Annotated in this window: 19 protein-coding genes; 16 read left to right on the top strand and 3 right to left on the bottom strand. The window is 72.0% G+C overall.

Translation table 11 applies throughout. The features are described from left to right. Positions 1-28: 28 nt before the first annotated feature. The 4 genes from M6I34_RS04255 to M6I34_RS04240 are packed head-to-tail and all read left to right on the top strand — an operon-like array spanning position 29 to position 1,829. Entirely contained in the window at positions 29-553 is a 525-nt protein-coding gene (locus M6I34_RS04255; protein WP_272484466.1) for an opioid growth factor receptor-related protein, read from the top strand. After that, on the top strand, positions 550-978 hold the full coding sequence (locus M6I34_RS04250) for a gamma-glutamylcyclotransferase family protein (protein ID WP_272484465.1): 429 nt from the start codon (positions 550-552) through the stop codon (positions 976-978). The genes M6I34_RS04255 and M6I34_RS04250 overlap by 4 nt, the downstream gene beginning before the upstream one ends. Positions 979-1,028: 50 nt before the next feature. Further along, positions 1,029-1,418, top strand: coding sequence for a DUF488 domain-containing protein (locus M6I34_RS04245; protein WP_272484464.1), 390 nt, complete (start codon positions 1,029-1,031; stop codon positions 1,416-1,418). A 24-nt stretch (positions 1,419-1,442) separates the two neighbouring features. Continuing rightward, positions 1,443-1,829: a RidA family protein gene (locus M6I34_RS04240; protein WP_272484463.1), complete on the top strand. Its 387-nt coding sequence runs from the start codon at positions 1,443-1,445 to the stop codon at positions 1,827-1,829. A gap of 40 nt (positions 1,830-1,869) precedes the next feature. Here the strand turns inward: M6I34_RS04240 and M6I34_RS04235 are convergent, their stop codons facing one another. Next, the gene (locus M6I34_RS04235) at positions 1,870-2,526 is read right to left on the bottom strand and encodes a YitT family protein (protein ID WP_336254400.1); all 657 of its coding nucleotides are present in this window, start codon (positions 2,524-2,526) and stop codon (positions 1,870-1,872) included. A 140-nt stretch (positions 2,527-2,666) separates the two neighbouring features. On the opposite strand from M6I34_RS04235, the gene M6I34_RS04230 reads away from it, so the two are divergent. The 8 genes from M6I34_RS04230 to M6I34_RS04195 all read left to right on the top strand — a co-directional run bounded on the left by M6I34_RS04230 (position 2,667) and on the right by M6I34_RS04195 (position 8,665). Continuing rightward, positions 2,667-2,957, top strand: coding sequence for a cupin domain-containing protein (locus M6I34_RS04230; protein WP_272484462.1), 291 nt, complete (start codon positions 2,667-2,669; stop codon positions 2,955-2,957). Between the two features lie 13 nt (positions 2,958-2,970). Beyond that, positions 2,971-3,465, top strand: coding sequence for a GNAT family N-acetyltransferase (locus M6I34_RS04225; RefSeq protein ID WP_272484461.1), 495 nt, complete (start codon positions 2,971-2,973; stop codon positions 3,463-3,465). A 27-nt stretch (positions 3,466-3,492) separates the two neighbouring features. Next, positions 3,493-4,584: a DUF2157 domain-containing protein gene (locus M6I34_RS04220; RefSeq protein WP_272484460.1), complete on the top strand. Its 1,092-nt coding sequence runs from the start codon at positions 3,493-3,495 to the stop codon at positions 4,582-4,584. Then, entirely contained in the window at positions 4,581-5,516 is a 936-nt protein-coding gene (locus tag M6I34_RS04215; RefSeq protein ID WP_272484459.1) for a DUF4824 family protein, read from the top strand. The genes M6I34_RS04220 and M6I34_RS04215 overlap by 4 nt, the downstream gene beginning before the upstream one ends. Then, positions 5,513-6,925, top strand: coding sequence for a sodium-dependent transporter (locus tag M6I34_RS04210; RefSeq protein ID WP_272484458.1), 1,413 nt, complete (start codon positions 5,513-5,515; stop codon positions 6,923-6,925). The genes M6I34_RS04215 and M6I34_RS04210 overlap by 4 nt, the downstream gene beginning before the upstream one ends. A gap of 23 nt (positions 6,926-6,948) precedes the next feature. After that, positions 6,949-7,299: a DUF3147 family protein gene (locus M6I34_RS04205; protein ID WP_272484457.1), complete on the top strand. Its 351-nt coding sequence runs from the start codon at positions 6,949-6,951 to the stop codon at positions 7,297-7,299. 49 nt (positions 7,300-7,348) lie between these two features. Next, entirely contained in the window at positions 7,349-8,278 is a 930-nt protein-coding gene (locus M6I34_RS04200) for an SMP-30/gluconolactonase/LRE family protein (protein WP_272484456.1), read from the top strand. Between the two features lie 66 nt (positions 8,279-8,344). Beyond that, positions 8,345-8,665: an EthD family reductase gene (locus M6I34_RS04195; RefSeq protein ID WP_272484455.1), complete on the top strand. Its 321-nt coding sequence runs from the start codon at positions 8,345-8,347 to the stop codon at positions 8,663-8,665. Here the strand turns inward: M6I34_RS04195 and M6I34_RS04190 are convergent. Further along, positions 8,649-9,554: an NAD(P)-dependent oxidoreductase gene (locus M6I34_RS04190; RefSeq protein WP_272484454.1), complete on the bottom strand. Its 906-nt coding sequence runs from the start codon at positions 9,552-9,554 to the stop codon at positions 8,649-8,651. The genes M6I34_RS04195 and M6I34_RS04190 overlap by 17 nt on opposite strands. Positions 9,555-9,708: 154 nt before the next feature. Here M6I34_RS04190 and M6I34_RS04185 point away from each other — a divergent pair, with 154 nt between their 5' ends. Both M6I34_RS04185 and M6I34_RS04180 read left to right on the top strand, forming a co-directional pair. Continuing rightward, complete coding sequence (locus tag M6I34_RS04185; RefSeq protein ID WP_272484453.1) at positions 9,709-10,332, top strand: LysE family translocator; 624 nt, start codon at positions 9,709-9,711, stop codon at positions 10,330-10,332. Between the two features lie 47 nt (positions 10,333-10,379). Continuing rightward, on the top strand, positions 10,380-11,726 hold the full coding sequence (locus M6I34_RS04180) for an MFS transporter (RefSeq protein WP_272484452.1): 1,347 nt from the start codon (positions 10,380-10,382) through the stop codon (positions 11,724-11,726). A 65-nt stretch (positions 11,727-11,791) separates the two neighbouring features. On the opposite strand, the gene M6I34_RS04175 is transcribed toward M6I34_RS04180, so the two are convergent. After that, on the bottom strand, positions 11,792-12,757 hold the full coding sequence (locus M6I34_RS04175; protein ID WP_272484451.1) for a LysR family transcriptional regulator: 966 nt from the start codon (positions 12,755-12,757) through the stop codon (positions 11,792-11,794). Positions 12,758-12,892: 135 nt separating this feature from the next. On the opposite strand from M6I34_RS04175, the gene M6I34_RS04170 reads away from it, so the two are divergent. Together M6I34_RS04170 and M6I34_RS04165 are read left to right on the top strand one after the other, a co-directional pair. Further along, a complete protein-coding gene (locus M6I34_RS04170) occupies positions 12,893-13,894 on the top strand; it encodes a Bug family tripartite tricarboxylate transporter substrate binding protein (protein WP_272484450.1) in 1,002 nt (333 codons plus the stop codon). Then, positions 13,891-14,874, top strand: coding sequence for a 4-hydroxythreonine-4-phosphate dehydrogenase PdxA (locus M6I34_RS04165; protein WP_272484449.1), 984 nt, complete (start codon positions 13,891-13,893; stop codon positions 14,872-14,874). The genes M6I34_RS04170 and M6I34_RS04165 overlap by 4 nt, the downstream gene beginning before the upstream one ends. The last annotated feature ends 30 nt before the right edge of the window (positions 14,875-14,904 follow it).

Raw genomic sequence — 14,904 nt, 5'->3', positions numbered from 1 at the left:
TGCCGGCGAGCTCACTAAACTCGGCGCGATGAACCCGCTGCTCGCCTTCTACCGCGGCACCGGCGCCGACCATCGCGGGCGCCGGGTCGACGAGATCCTCGCCCGCGACGACGACTGGCTCGAGCACACGCACGACTTCATCCAGTGGCTCTTTCCGCTGCGCGAGCCGAGCGGCGTCAATCCGTTCGCGCCGCTGGTCGACGACGAGGTCCGCGACGCCTTCGATGCCGACCCGGAACTTCGCGCGCGGCTGCTCGCGAGCCTGGACCGGATGCTCGCGTTCTACGGGCTCGCGCGCAGCGCCGACGGCATCGTGAAGTCTCCCGACTGGCCGGAACGCAAGCTCGATTGGTTCCTGGCCGACACGCACAACGACCTGCGGATCACCCGGATCCTGAAGAGCCTGGCGATCCTCGGCCTGCGCGAGTACGCCGAGCGGCTGCTCGGCTGCCTCGAGACGCTGCGGGTCGCCGAACCCGATTGCGGCATCGGCGCCACCGCCTTCGGCTACTGGCGCGATGCGCTGCGCCGTCCTCCTCCCGAGCGAAAATGACCGACCTGGTGTTCGTCTACGGCACCCTTAAGCAGGGCTTTCCGAATTTCCGCGTCAATCGCGGCACCCGAGTTGCCGGCGAGTTCGTGACCCTGCGGCCCTATCCGCTCTACGTGGTCGGCGACATCCGCGTGCCCTGGCTGGTCGACCGGCCCGGCAGCGGCCACCCGGTGGCCGGCGAGTTGTACCGGGTCGACGCGCAGGCGCTCGCGCTGATGGACGAACTCGAGCAGATCGACGAGCCGGGGTGGTACAGCCGCCGCGAGATCGAGGTCGGGCCGCGCGGCGCCGCAGGCGGCGAAACCGCGACGGCCTTCGTCTACTTCGGCTGCGCGGACCGACTGGAAAGCATCGCAGTGCATCTGGGGCCGATCGCCGAGTACACCGAGGACCTCGCCCGCAGCTATCGCGACGGGGACTTCTGAGGCGGCGACGCATTCGAGTGCCGGCGGACGGGCGGCGCACGGGAGGAAGCATGGCGGTCAGGATCGTTCGACTGGGCTCGCCGCGGGCCGACGGCGAGGGCCTGCGGATCGGCACGGTGCGCAGGCCGCCGCGCGGCGTGCCGAAGGCGGAATTCGCGGCCCGGGACTACTACGACGTCTGGTTCCCGAACCTCTCGCCCAGCGCCGCCCTGGTCGCCGAGGCGCAGGCTGCGCAGAGCGACCGCGACTGGGCGGGCTTTCGCAGGAAGTTCCGCGCCGAGATGTCCGCGCCGGAGGCCAGCCGCGAGCTCGACCTGCTTGCCGCGCTGTCGCACCATGCGAGCTTCTCGGTGGGCTGCTACTGCGAGAGCGAGGCCCGCTGCCACCGCTCGGTGCTGCGCGAGCTGCTCGCGGAGCGCGGCGCCGAGATCGCCGGCTGACCGGCAGCTCGAAGGAGAGGGAAGATGTCGCGAACACTGATCGGCTCGGGCTCCACCTTCGAGCGCGAGATCGGCTACTCGCGCGCCGTCGTCGACGGCGACTGGGTGTTCGTGTCGGGCACCACCGGCTTCGACTACGCGACGATGACGATCGCCGACGACGTCGTCGAACAGGCCGAGCAGTGCCTGAAGAACATCCAGGCGGCGCTGGGGCAGGCCGGGGCGGAAATGCGCGACGTCGTGCGCGTGACCTACATCCTTCCCGACGCGGCCGAGTTCCCGCGCTGCTGGCCGGTGCTGCGGCGATGGTTCGGCGAGATCCGGCCCGCCGCGACGATGATCTCCGCGGGCCTGGCCGATGCGCGGATGCGGATCGAGATCGAGGTCACCGCGCGCCGGCGCGAGGCTTAGCGACGGTCCGGGCGGCGCTGCGCCGCCCCGGCTCACGGCCCTACATGCCCACGTAGCGGCCCGGGCGGTGGTTGATCGCCAGCGTCAGGTTCAGCGTCAGCGCGCCGACCAGCGAGACCGCGACGACCTCCGGCGCGACCACCGCCAGCGACAGCAGCACGACGGCGGCGTCGAGGCCCAACTGGAGCCAGCCCGCCCGCCAACCGGTCCGCTCCTGCAGGTAGAGCGCCAGCACGTTGAAGCCGCCCAGGCTGCCGCGATGGCGGAACAGGATCAGCAGCCCCACGCCGACCAGCAGGCCGCCGACCGGCGCCGCGTAGCCGGCGTGGATCGCGCCCAGGCCGAGCAGCGGGCGCTGCAGCTCGCTGATCGCGGCCAGCAGCCCGACCGCGGCGATCGTCTTCATCGTGAAGCGCCAGCCCATCCGGAAGACCGCCAGCGCGAAGAAGGGCAGGTTGACCAGCACGAAGGCCGGTCCGAAGCCGATCCCGAAGCGGTAGGACAGCAGCAGCGCGAGGCCGGCGGTGCCGCCGGTCACCAGCCCGGCCTTCTCGAAGAGCGCGACGCCCAGGCCCACCAGCACCGCTGCCGACAGGAAGGCGATCGCGTCCTCGAGCGGCGTGTGGCGCAAGGATCCCGGCGGCGGCTGGTCGAGGCCTGGCGGGCGAGGAGCGTGGGGCTGGGGCATCTCGGCCATGGCGGAGTCTTCGGCGGCGCCGATCGCGGCCGGCGGCGCGGCGGCCGCGGCATTCGAACCGGACCGCCGGATTCTGTCACGGCGTCCCGGATGGCTTATGCTGCTTTCGACACGGAAATTGACTGAAGTCGGAGATCTCGATGAGCGAACGCAGAGCGCAGGCGGTTCCCACGGTGCAGGTGTCCAACGAGCGGGTCGTGGTGACCGAGTGGCGCTTCGCGCCCGGCGCGGAAACCGGCTGGCACACGCACCAGATGGACTACGTCGTCGTGCCGATGACCAACGGCACGCTGCGCCTCGAGACGAAGGACGGCGACTTCGACGCGCCGCTGGTGGCGGGCAGCAGCTATTCGCGGGCCGCGGGCGTCGAGCACAACGTGGTCAACGCCAGCCCGCACGAGGTGGTGTTCGTGGAGATCGAGGTCCGCTGAGGCGGTGCCGGCGATGCGCTTCGAGATCGTCCGCGGCTGGCTGCCCGGCGCCATCGGCGGCATCGTCGCGCTGCACGGCGAGTACTACCACCGCAAGGCCGGCTTCGGCCTGTACTTCGAAACCAAGGTCGCGCGCGAGCTGGCCGAGTTCGCGTGCCGGCACGACGACGCGCGCGACGGCCTGTGGCTGGCGGTGTCCGACGGCCGGGTCGAGGGCTCGATCGTCATCGACGGCATCGACGCCCGGGGCGAGGGCGCGCATCTTCGCTGGTTCATCGTGTCCGACCGGCTCCGGGGCCGGGGTGCCGGCAAGGCGCTGATCGGCGCCGCGCTGGACTTCTGCCGGGCCCGCGGCTACCGCGACTGCCACCTGTGGACCTTCGCGGGGCTGGATGCCGCGCGGCACCTGTACGAACGCAACGGCTTCAGGCTCACCCGGCAGGCGCGCGGCGCGCAGTGGGGCGTGGAAGTCGACGAGCAGCGCTTCGACCTGCGGCTGGAGGCCTGAGGCGTGGCCGGTCGCCCGACGCCTCCGATGTCCCGGGCCGAAGCCCAGCGGCGGGGCGACGCGATCCGGGCCTTCCGGGCGGAGCTCGTCGAGCTCGAGCGCGAGGGCGTGCTGGCGCTTTCGGAAGGGCAGCGCGCCGCGGTCGACGCGCACCACGAAGGCCTGCTCTCGCGCCTCGCGGCGGAGTTCGACATCGACCGCGACAGCCGCGCGAGCCGGCTGTCGCTCGGCATGAAGATCGCCTCCTTCCTCGGCGCGCTGGCGCTGGCCGCCGGCGTCTTCTTCCTCTTCTACCAGTTCTGGGGATTCTTCGACGAGACGGCGCAGGTCGCGATCCTCGCGATCGCTTCGCTCGGCAGCTTCGCGTTCACGCTGTGGCTGCGGGGCAGGGACGCGTCGGGCTACTTCACGAAGCTGGCCGCGATGATCGCCTTCGCCTGCTTCGTGCTGAACCTGGTCATGCTGGGCCAGATCTTCAACGTCACGCCGTCCGACCGGGCGCTGCTCGCGTGGGCGGCGCTGGCGCTGCTGCTGGCCTATGCGTGCGAGCTGCGGCTCCTGCTGGCGGCCGGGCTGCTGTGCCTGGTGGCGTTCAGCTCGGCACGCGCCGGGAGCTGGGGCGGCCTGTACTGGCTGCACTTCGGCGAGCGGCCCGAGAACTTCCTGCCGGCGGCGATCGCGATGTTCGTGCTGCCGCAGTGGCTGTCGCAGGAGCGTCGCGCGGGTTTCGCGGCCACCTGGCGCATCGTCGGCATGCTGGCCTTCTTCCTGCCGGTGCTGGTGCTTTCGCACTGGGGAAGTGCGAGCTACCTGGCGATCGCCCCGGCGGTCGTCGAGGGGCTCTACCAGGTGCTCGGCTTCGCCGCCAGCGCTGCGGCGATCTGGCTCGGCGCGCGCCGCGACTGGGCCCACGTGGTCAACACCGGCGTCGCGTTCTTCGTGCTGTTCCTGTACACGAAGTTCTTCGACTGGTGGTGGGAGCTCCTGCCGAAGTACCTGTTCTTCCTGCTGATCGGCGCGATCTCGGTGGCGATCCTGGCAGTACTGCGCCGGCTGCGTTCGGGGCGGCGAGAGCCCGCCGGCGACCGGGCGGGCGCGCCCGGCGGAGACGCGCGATGAACGCCCGCGGCGCGCGCTGGACCCTGCTCGCAGGGGTGCTGCTGATCCTGGTCGCCAATGCGGTGGTGCTCGCGGGCGTGGCCTGGAACCGCAGCGGCGCCCCGGAGGCGGTGCTCCGGCTGGGCACCCGCGAGCTGCGGGTGCCCTACAGCCAGGCGGCGCGGGTCGAGAACAGCGGCATGCTGCTCAGGCTCCAGTGGCGCGTGCCGACCACACCGGCTGCCGACGCACGCGGATCCGCCGCCGACGGCATCGGCGCGTCGCCGGCCTGGCTCGACGAGGACCGGATCGCCGCCCTGGGCTTCGAGATTCCACGGGAAGGCGATGTCGCAGCGCGGCGGCTCGCGCTCGCGCGCCAGCTGTCGCGCGATGTGCTGCTCGTGCTCGAGTTCGACGGCCCGGCGTACCGCCGAGCCGTCGATCACGCTCGCCAGCAGGCCGAGCTGGCCGAGGCGCGCAGCCGGGCCGAGCCCGGGGCGGCCGACCTGAAGCGGCGCGCCGAGTGGGCGGCGAATCGCCTGCGCCGCGCCGAGACGATCGACAGCCGACTGTTCGTCGTCGACGCCGGACTCGATGCGGCCGCGCTGCGGGCCGTCTGGCCCGATGCGTCCCGCCATGCGATCGTCGAAGGCCGGGTCCGCGCCGCGCTCGTCGGGCCCGACGAGACCGCGCGGGTCGGCGGCTACGTGTCCGGCCTGAACGTGCCCGCGATCAACGTTCCCTCGGGCGCCCGAGCGGCGCTCGAGCGCGCGCTCGCCGCTTCGGGCGCGCGACGGAAAGCGGGCCAGCCGATCGTCCCGGGGCTCGAGATCGAGGTCGCGTTCGGGCGACGTTTCGAACCCTGGATCCGGTCGGTCACTTCGGCGGGAACGGGGGGCGCGAGCGCGCCGGGCGGGCGGTCGGGCGCGGACTCGCCGGAGGGCGCGCGATGAGCCGGCAACCGGGCGCGGAATCGACCGGCCGCGGCGCGCGTTCGGGCGGCGCGCGTCCCGACGGCTGGACCGGCCGCCTCGGCTTCATGCTGGCGACGATCGGGTCGGCGGTCGGCATCGGCAGCATCTGGAAGTTCCCGTACGAGGTCGGGTCCAACGGCGGCAGCGCCTTCCTGCTCTTCTACCTGCTGGGGCTCGCGCTGATCGTGGTGCCGCTGATGTTCGCCGAGTTCGCGATCGGCCGGCGCGGTCGCAGCGACCCGTCGGGCAGCATCGCCGCGGTCGCGGCCGCTTGCGGCGCGAGCCGGCGCTGGACGCTGGTCGGCGTGCTGGGCGTGGTGACCGGCTTCCTCGTGCTGAGCTTCTATTCGGTGATCGGCGGCTGGACGCTCGGCTACGCGATCCAGATGGTGCACGACGGCCTGCCCGGCGTCGATCCGCGCGCGGTGGCCGCGCGCTTCGACGCCTTCCTCGCATCGCCGTGGCGTCTGGCCCTGCTGCACGCGGTCTTCATGGGCGCGACCGCAGCGATCGTGGCGCGCGGCGTCAGCGGCGGCATCGAGAGCGCGGTCAAGGTGCTGATGCCGCTGCTGCTGGTGCTGATGGTCCTGCTGGCCGGCTACTCGGTCGCGGTCGGCGACCTGCCCGCCACGCTCTCGTTCCTGTTCCGGCTCGACACATCCCACCTCGACGCAGGCACCGCGCTCGAGGCGCTGGGCCTGGGCTTCTTCTCGATCGGCGTGGGCCTGGGGCTGATGATCACCTATGCGGCCTACAGCGGCGCCGAGATCAGCCTGAAGGAAGTGGCCGTGGGCTCCGTGCTCGCCGACACCGCGATCTCCTTCCTCGCCGGGTTCGCGGTCTTCCCGATCGTGTTCGCCCACGGGCTCGATCCGGCCAGCGGCCCGGGTCTGGTCTTCGTCACGCTGCCGCTCGCCTTCGCGCAGATGCCCTACGGCACGCTGGCGGCCGGCGCCTTCTTCGTGCTGCTCTTCGTGGCGGCGCTCGCCTCGGCGATCTCGATGCTCGAGCTGATCGTCGCGATGCTGACGCGGCGTCTCGGCCTTGGCAGGCTCGCGGCGACCGCGATCGCGGCTTCGGCCTGCTTCGCCGCCGGCATCGCCACGGTGCTGTCGTTCAACCTGTGGGCCGACTGGCGACCGCTCGGCGGCATCGACCGGCTCGCCGACGCCAGCTTCTTCGACCTGCTGGACATGCTGACCTCCGACCTGTTGCTGCCGATCGGCGGGCTGCTGATCGCGCTGTTCGCCGGCTGGGCCGCGCCGCGGCAGCTGCTGGTCGAGGAGTTGCGGCTCGGGAAGGGCGGGGCGAGCCTGCTGCGCGCGCTGCTGCGCTGGATCGCGCCTGCGGCGATCGTCGCGGTCACCGCGTCGGCCTTGCTCGGCTGAACGACCGGATACGAGGGGACAAGATGGGCTGGCTCGTCACCAAGTACCTGCTCAGCGCCGCGGTGGTGGTCGCGGTGTCCGAGATCGCGCGGCGCAGCGACCGGCTCGGCGCCTTCATCGCGGCGCTGCCGCTCGTCACGGTGCTCGCGCTCGTCTGGCTGCATTTCGAGAAACAGCCCGTCGAGAAGATCGCCAATCACGCCTGGTATACGTTCTGGTACGTGATCCCGACGCTGCCGATGTTCCTGGCCTTCCCGGCGCTGTTGCCGCGGATCGGTTTCTGGCCGACGATGGGGGCGTGCATCGTGCTGACGCTGGCCTGCTTCGGCCTGTTCGGGCTGGCGCTGCGGCGCTTCGGGATCGAGCTGCTCTAGCCGTTCGAAGAACATCGCGTCCGACGCGGCGCGACGAGGAGAGGAAGGAATGAGGATTCGCGAGATTGCCTCCGGGTTGCAGTTCCCCGAGGGGCCTGTGGCCATGGACGACGGCTCGGTGCTGCTGGTCGAGATCGCGCGCGGCACGCTTACCCGGGTGGCCGCCGACGGCAAGGTCTCGGTGGTCGCAGACCTGGGCGGCGGCCCGAACGGCGCCGCGATCGGCCCGGACGGCGCGGTCTACGTCTGCAACAACGGAGGGTTCCGCTTCCACACCGGGCCCGACGGCTACCTGCGGCCGGTGGCGCAGGCCGAAGACTACTCGGGCGGGCGCATCGAGCGGGTGAGCCTCTCCACCGGCCGCGGCGAGCGCGTGCTCGACACGGTCGACGGCGCGCCGCTGCGCGGCCCGAACGACCTGGTCTTCGACGCGCAGGGCGGCCTGTGGTTCACCGACCTGGGCAAGGTCCGCGAGCGCGAGATGGACCGTGGCGGCGTCTACTACACGAAGGCCGACGGCAGCGGTGCCGTCGCGGTGGCGAGGCCGGCGATGACGCCCAACGGCATCGCGCTGTCCCCGGACGGCCGCACGCTCTACTACGCCGAGACCGAGGGCGCCCGCCTGTGGGCCTTCGACGTGACCGGGCCCGGGCAGGTGCGCCGCGATCCCTGGCCCTCGCCGCACGGCGGCCGGCAGGTCGCGGCCGCGCCGGGCGGCCACTACCAGCGCTTCGATTCGATGGCGGTCGACGCCTTCGGCAACGTCTGCGTGGCCACGCTGCTGCACGGCGGCATCACCGTGATCTCGCCCGACGGCAGCCTCGCCACCCACGTGCCGATGCCCGACCGCTACACCACGAACCTGTGCTTCGGCGGCAAGGACATGCGCACCGTCTACGTGACGCTGTCCGGCGTGGGCAAGCTGGTCGCGATCGACGACTGGCCGGTTCCCGGGCTGCGCCTGAACTTCAATGCCTGAGCCGGACGAGCCGGCGATTGCCCATCAGCCGGAGAAACCGGCCACCACCCCGAGAAGGAGCTCGCGATGATCAGGGTATCGGTCTTGTATCCGCGCACCGAAGGCGCCGGCTTCGACATGGACTACTACCGCAACAGCCACATGCCGATGGTGCTGCAGCGGGTGGGCGACGCCTGCAAGGGCGCCGCGATCGACGAGGGGCTCGCCGGCGGGCTGCCCGGCGAGCCGGCCCCGTACGTCGCCGTCGCGCACATGATGTTCGACTCGATCGAGGCCTTCGCCGCGGCGTTCAACCCTCACGCGCGCGAGATCATGGCCGACGTGGCGAACTACACCACGATCAGGCCCAGCGTGCAGATCAGCAAGGTCGTCACGCTGACGCCCTGAGGGCGTTTCCGGCCGCCAGCAGGTCGATCAGCTCGGGCACCGCCGCGCCGCCGCGGCCGGCGGCCACCGCGTCCTCGAGCGTGCGCCGGATGCCCTCGGCCGCGGTCACGCTTGCGCCGATCTCGCCGGCCATCGTCGTGTAGTAGCCGATGTCCTTCAGCGCATTGGAGATCGAGAACCGGAAGGCGGCGATCTGCTTCGCCTCGATGTAGGGCCGCAGCCGCTCGAGCACCACGCCGCCGCCGCCGCCCTTGGCGAGCACCTCCATGAACACGTGCGGGTCCACGTCGGCCCGCTGCGCGCAGGCGGCCGCTTCCGCCAGCACCGCCGAGAAGCCGAGCGACACGTAGTTGTGCAGCAGCTTCATCCGGTGGCCGGCGCCGACCGGGCCGGCGTGCACGATGTTCTCGGCGAAGCAGGCGAGCAGGGGGCGGCACTCGTCGAACAGCGCCGCCTCGCCGCCCACCAGCAGGTTCAGCCGGCCCTCGGCGGCCTCCTTCGGCGTGCGCGTCATCGGCGCATCGAGGAAGCGCCCGCCGGCCTTCGCGACGGCCTCGGCGATGCGCAGCGTCGACGAAGGGATCGCGGTCGAGCAGTCGACGATCGTGGTGCCCGGGCGCATCGACTCGAGCAGGCCGCCGGCCTGGAACAGCACGCTCTCGACCTCGGGCGAGCCGGTCACGCACAGGATCACCACGTCTGCCTCGGCCGCCAGCGCGGCGATCGTCGGCACGCCCCTCGCGCCTGCGGACACCAGCGCGTCGACCGGCTGGTTGCCCGGATGCTCCAGGAAGGCAAGCGGGTGCCCGTGCTTGACGACGTTGGTCGCGATGCCGTGACCCATCATCCCGATGCCGATCATCCCGATACGCCTTTGACCTGCGCTCATCTTCCGGTTCCTCCGATTCGTCTGCGCTCGACTGGCCGCGCCGCCCGGCAAGGGGGCACGTGAAGCACGCACTTTAACGCCACCCGGAATGCCGGCCGGCTGGCGCGGGTCCGCTTCCGGCGATAATCGGGATCCGCGCGCCAGCCTCCATCCCATGTCCGTCGAGAACCTGTCCGCCTTCTTCCTGGCGTCCGTGCTGCTCGGGCTTTCGCCCGGTCCGGACAACCTGTTCGTGATGATGCAGTCGGCGATGCACGGACGCCCGGCTGGCATGCGCGTCGTGTTGGGGCTCTGCACCGGCCTGCTGGTCCACACGGCAGCGGTCGCCGCGGGCCTGGCCGCGGTGTTCGCAGCCTCGGAGCTCGCCTTCCAGGCGCTGAAGATCGCCGGTGCGCTCTACCTGCTCTGGCTGGCCTGGCAGGCCTTCCGGGCGCCGGTCGATGCCCCGGCCGAAGCGGCGGCGCCGGCGCTCGAAGGCTGGGCCCTGTACCGCCGCGGCGTGCTGATGAACCTGACCAACCCGAAGGTCTCGATCTTCTTCCTGGCCTTCCTGCCGCAGTTCGCCGACCCCGCGCGCGGCGCGCTGGCGGGGCAGATCGCGCTGCTGGGCGCGGTGTTCATCGTCGCGACCCTGCTGGTGTTCGGGGCGGTCGCCTGGTTCGCAGGCTCGCTGGGCGGGCTGCTGAAGCGGTCGCGCGCCACGCGCAGGCTGCTCAACCTCGCGGCGGGCACGGTCTTCGCGGCGCTCGCCGCGCGGCTGGCGCTGGCGCAGCGCTGAGCGATCCGCCCGTCGAGCCGGAAAGCCGAATCCAACGGAGAAGCCGCTTGCCACCCGAGCCCGACGCCACGCCGCAGATCGACACTCACCAGCGCGTCTACGAAATCCTGACCGGCGAGGACCAGGGCCGGGTGTGCCGGGACATCCCCGACGCGGCCTGCCGCGAGCAGCCGCGCAACTTCCTGACGCATGTCGCGAGCCTGGCCGCCACCAAGACCGCCGACGGCCTCGCCGACCCGAAGCTGGTGCTGGCCTGGCTTCTCGGCGCGGTCGGCGCGCCGGCCTTCATGACCGGCCTGCTGGTGCCGATCCGCGAGGCCGGCGCACTGCTGCCGCAGCTGGTGATCGCGGCGTCGATCCGCGCGCTGCCGATCCGCAAGCGGGTGTGGGCGATCGGCAGCGTCGTGCAGGGCATCGCCGCGATCGGCGTGGGGCTCGCCGCGCTGCTGCTCGAAGGCGCGGCTGCCGGCTGGACGATGCTCGCGCTGCTGGCCGCGCTGGCGCTCGCCCGCAGTGCCTGCTCGATCGCGCACAAGGACGTGCTCGGCAAGACGGTGTCCAAGTCCACCCGGGGCACGGTCACCGGCACGGCCGGCACCGCGTCGGCGATCCTGCTGCTCGGCTTCGGCGTGCTGCTCGGCACCGGCCTACTCGAGCGCTCGGTCGGGGTCATCGCCGGCGCCTTGTTCGTCGCGGGGCTGCTGTGGATCGGCGGCGCGCTGCTGTTCGCGTCGCTGGCCGAGGCGCCCGGGGCCACCGAGGGCGGCGGCAATCCGCTCGCGGTCGCGGTGGCGCAGTTCGGGCTGCTTCGCGACGATCCGCAACTGGCGCGCTTCGTCACGATCCGCTGCCTGTTGCTCGCCACCACGCTTGCGCCGCCGTTCCTGGTGGCGATGGAAGCGCGGAACATCGGCGCGCAGGCGGTCGGGCTCGGCGCCTTCGTGATCGCGTCGGCGCTCGCGGCCATCGCGAGCAGCTACGTGTGGGGCAGGCTGTCCGACGTGTCCAGCCGGCGCGTGATCGTCTCCGCCGGGCTGATCGGCACCGTTGCGCTGCTGGCCTCGGCCGCAGTGGGCGCCGGGCTGGGCCGGCCGATCGGCCTGGACGTCGCGTCGCCGCTGGCGCTGCCCGCGCTGGTCTTCGCGCTGGCGATCGCCGAGCAGGGCGTCCGGCTCGGCCGCACCACCCACGTGGTCGACATGGCCGGCCAGTCGCGGCGGGCCGCCTACACCGCGCTGTCGAACACGATCACTGGCGTGCTGACGCTGGGCGCCGGTGTCTTCGGCCTGCTCGCCCAGGCCGTCGGCGAGATCGCGGTGCTGCTGGTGTTCGCGGCGATGGCCGCGCTGGCGGTCTGGCTGGCCAAAGGGCTCGAGGAGGTCCAGCAGGCCTGATCGGCCCAGCGGGCCCCCGGGCGGGCCCAGCCGCTCCGGCGGGCTCCGGCGGAACCCCGCTGGTCTCAGCGCCCGAAAGCCGCGGGGGCCCGCCGCGCGCGAGCGCGCAGCGCGTCGACCAGCAGCGCCGCCGCGGCCGTCGATCGCGCGCGGCGCCGGCTGACGATGCCCAGCGTGCCGGCGTCGTCGCGCATCCGGAATGGCAGCACTTCGACGAAGCCCGATGCCGCGTAGTGCCTCGCCACGTCGCGCGAGAGCGCGGCGAGCATGTCGGTCTCGCGCGCCACGGTGACTGCCAGAAGCGTGGAGGCGGATTCGACGACGCGCCTCGGCGCGTCCAGCCCCGCGGCCCTGAAGGCCGAGTCGATCCGGATCCGCAACGGGCTTCCGGGCGGCGGCAGGATCCATGGCAGGTCGGCCAGCCGGCGCAGGGTGAGCCGGCGAACCGAAGCGAGCGGGTGACCCGGGCGGGCCACCACGTCGATCGGCTCGGGTCCGAGCACCTCGAACTCGAGCCGGTCCGCGTCGACCCCCGGCGGGATCTGGCCGACGACGAAGTCGAGCTCGCCGCGCAGCAGCATCGGGACCAGGGTCGCGCTGGTCTCGGCGAGCACCGAGATCGCCACCCGGGGATGGCGGCCGAGCAGGTCGGCGACCGCCGGACCGGTCAGGCTGGGGATCGAGCCGACCACCGCGCCGATCGCCACCTTGCCTTGGGCCCCGAGCGCCGACAGGGCCAGCGACTCGCGCGCCGCCGAGATCTCGCCCAGCGCCGCCTGGGCATGGCGGATCATGATCCGTCCGTATTCGGTGGGCGTGAGGCCGCGCGAGCCCCGCTCGAACAGCGCCAGCCCGAGCAGCGATTCGAGCTGCGCGAGCAGCTTGGTGGCCGCCGGCTGCGTGACCGACAGCGACTCGGCCGCCCTGCGCAGGCTGCCGTGCTCGTCGAGCGCCTGCAGCAGCAGCAGGTGATTCATCCTGATCTGGCGGCGCAGCTTCCAGTCCGGCGGCAGCGATGCGGGGGCGTCCAAGGCATATTCCCTCAGGTATTCACGGTATCAAAACATATCATTGGAGGTTATACGAACGGTGTCCTAGGATTCGGAGCCGCGTCGGTCGTCGACAGCTCGTTCGCGGAAACGCCCCCGAAAATTCAGGAGACCTCGATGCCCATGGACCACGCCCGCAGGCGAATCGGCCGCGCGCTCGCAACCACCGCCGTGGCGGCCGGCCTTCTCCCGATCGCCGTTCCCGGGGCGCTCGCGCAGGACTGGCCGGCCAAGCCGGTGAAGATCATGGTCGGCGCATCGGCCGGCGGCGGCACCGACGTGATCGCCCGGATGTTCGCCGAGAAGTTCTCGGAGGCCACGAAACAGAGCTTCGTCGTCGAGAACCGGCCCGGCGCGTCCAACACGATCGCCGCCGACCTGACTGCCAAGGCGCCCGCCGACGGTCACACCCTGCTGGTGGCCACCAACACCGGCCAGGCGATCGCACCGCACCTGCTCAAGCTGGCCTACGATCCGCTGGCGAGCCTGCAGCCGATCGGCCTGATCGTCGTCGTGCCGAACGTGCTGCTGGTGAATCCGTCGGTGCCCGCCGGCGACGTTCGCGGCCTGGTCGGGCTGATGAAGCAGAGCCCGGGCGGCTACCGCTACGCGTCGTCGGGCGTGGGCAGCACCCAGCACCTGGCGGGCGAGGCTTTCGACCTCGCCGCCGGCACGCGCGGGGTGCACGTGCCCTACAAGGGCAGCAGCCAGGCCCACATCGACCTGATCGGCGGGCAGGTCCAGATGATGTTCGACACGACTTCCTCGTCGATGCCTCACATCCGCTCGGGCAAGCTCAAGCCGCTCGCGGTGATGTCCGCGCAGCGCTCCCCCGAACTGCCCGACGTGCCGACGCTGGCCGAGGCCGGCCTGCCGGGCGTCGAGATGACGACCTGGTACGGGCTGTTCGCCACCGGTGGCACGCCGCAACCGGTCGTGGCGAAGCTCAGGGCCGAGTTCGAGCGCGCGATGCAAAGGCCCGATGTCGTCGCCAAGCTGCGCTCGCTGGGCGGCGAGCCCGGCAACCTGGGCATCGAGCAGTTCGCGGCGTTCAACCGCGCCGAGTTCGAGCGCTTCGGCAAGCTGATCCGCGACGCCGGCGTGAAGGTGGAGAAATGATCGCCGCCGAGCTTCCGCGCATCGCGCTGCTGACCGGCGATCCGGCCGGCATCGGCCCCGAACTCCTTGCGAAGCTGCTTGCCGATTCGGAGGCTTCGGGGTCGGCCCGCCTCGCGCTGATCGGCGATCCGGCCGTGCTGGCGCAAGGTGCCGCCGTGGCGCGCGTTGCGCTGCCCGGGATCCCCGTGCTGGCCGAGGTCAAGATGCCCGAGGCCGGCTGGGAGCCCGGCAGCATGAGCCGCGCCTGCGGCGCCTACGTGCTCGACTCCCTTGCCGCCGCCGCCGAGGCAGTCCGGCAGGGGCGGGTCGACGGCATCGTGTTCGCGCCGTTCAACAAGGGCGCGATGCGGCTCGCCGGCCTGGAGCACGAAGACGAGCTGCGACTGCTGCAGTCCCTGCTCGACGTGAGCGGCTTCGTCTGCGAGTTCAACGTGACCGGCGCATTGTGGACCTCGCGGGTCACCTCGCACATTCCGCTCAAGGATGTGGCCGCATCGATCTCGATCGACGGCGTGCGCGACGCGGTGCGCATCATCGATCGCAGCCTGCGCGAGGCCGGGCTCGCGAGCCCGCGGATAGGCGTCGCGGCGCTCAACCCGCACGCCGGCGACGGCGGCACGATGGGCCGCGAGGAGATCGACTTGATCGCCCCGGCCGTGGCGTCGCTGCGCGCCGAAGGGATCGATGCGCGCGGGCCGATGCCGGCCGACACGATATTCGTGGCGGCGCGCCGCGGCGACTACGACGCGGTCGTGTCGATGTACCACGACCAGGGGCAGATCGCGATGAAGCTGATGGGCTTCGACTCCGGCGTGACCGTGCTGGGCGGCCTGCCGGTGCCGTTCACCACCTGCGCCAGCGGCACCGCCTTCGACATCGTCGGCAAGGGGATCGCGAACGTCGAGGGGCTGCGCCAGGCGCTGGCGATCAACGTCCGGATGGCCGCTTCGCGGCACGGACCGGGCCGAACGGCGGGCTGAGCCCGGGCGGCTCGGTTACCATCGGGGCTC

The sequence above is a fragment of the Zeimonas sediminis genome (assembly GCF_023721795.1).
GTDB lineage: Bacteria > Pseudomonadota > Gammaproteobacteria > Burkholderiales > Burkholderiaceae_E > Zeimonas > Zeimonas sediminis.
The sequence above is the reverse complement of the archived record's forward strand: the minus strand, read 5'-3'. Positions and strand labels throughout refer to the sequence as shown.

What these genes read in the sequence shown, in the direction of transcription:
- M6I34_RS04255 (WP_272484466.1), top strand. Translation starts at nt 29, where the DNA reads ATGAACCCGCTGCTCGCCTTCTACCGCGGCACCGGCGCCGACCATCGC.
- M6I34_RS04250 (WP_272484465.1), top strand. Translation starts at nt 550, where the DNA reads ATGACCGACCTGGTGTTCGTCTACGGCACCCTTAAGCAGGGCTTTCCG.
- M6I34_RS04245 (WP_272484464.1), top strand. Translation starts at nt 1,029, where the DNA reads ATGGCGGTCAGGATCGTTCGACTGGGCTCGCCGCGGGCCGACGGCGAG.
- M6I34_RS04240 (WP_272484463.1), top strand. Translation starts at nt 1,443, where the DNA reads ATGTCGCGAACACTGATCGGCTCGGGCTCCACCTTCGAGCGCGAGATC.
- M6I34_RS04235 (WP_336254400.1), bottom strand. Translation starts at nt 2,526, where the DNA reads ATGGCCGAGATGCCCCAGCCCCACGCTCCTCGCCCGCCAGGCCTCGAC.
- M6I34_RS04230 (WP_272484462.1), top strand. Translation starts at nt 2,667, where the DNA reads ATGAGCGAACGCAGAGCGCAGGCGGTTCCCACGGTGCAGGTGTCCAAC.
- M6I34_RS04225 (WP_272484461.1), top strand. Translation starts at nt 2,971, where the DNA reads ATGCGCTTCGAGATCGTCCGCGGCTGGCTGCCCGGCGCCATCGGCGGC.
- M6I34_RS04220 (WP_272484460.1), top strand. Translation starts at nt 3,493, where the DNA reads ATGTCCCGGGCCGAAGCCCAGCGGCGGGGCGACGCGATCCGGGCCTTC.
- M6I34_RS04215 (WP_272484459.1), top strand. Translation starts at nt 4,581, where the DNA reads ATGAACGCCCGCGGCGCGCGCTGGACCCTGCTCGCAGGGGTGCTGCTG.
- M6I34_RS04210 (WP_272484458.1), top strand. Translation starts at nt 5,513, where the DNA reads ATGAGCCGGCAACCGGGCGCGGAATCGACCGGCCGCGGCGCGCGTTCG.
- M6I34_RS04205 (WP_272484457.1), top strand. Translation starts at nt 6,949, where the DNA reads ATGGGCTGGCTCGTCACCAAGTACCTGCTCAGCGCCGCGGTGGTGGTC.
- M6I34_RS04200 (WP_272484456.1), top strand. Translation starts at nt 7,349, where the DNA reads ATGAGGATTCGCGAGATTGCCTCCGGGTTGCAGTTCCCCGAGGGGCCT.
- M6I34_RS04195 (WP_272484455.1), top strand. Translation starts at nt 8,345, where the DNA reads ATGATCAGGGTATCGGTCTTGTATCCGCGCACCGAAGGCGCCGGCTTC.
- M6I34_RS04190 (WP_272484454.1), bottom strand. Translation starts at nt 9,554, where the DNA reads ATGAGCGCAGGTCAAAGGCGTATCGGGATGATCGGCATCGGGATGATG.
- M6I34_RS04185 (WP_272484453.1), top strand. Translation starts at nt 9,709, where the DNA reads ATGTCCGTCGAGAACCTGTCCGCCTTCTTCCTGGCGTCCGTGCTGCTC.
- M6I34_RS04170 (WP_272484450.1), top strand. Translation starts at nt 12,893, where the DNA reads ATGCCCATGGACCACGCCCGCAGGCGAATCGGCCGCGCGCTCGCAACC.
- M6I34_RS04165 (WP_272484449.1), top strand. Translation starts at nt 13,891, where the DNA reads ATGATCGCCGCCGAGCTTCCGCGCATCGCGCTGCTGACCGGCGATCCG.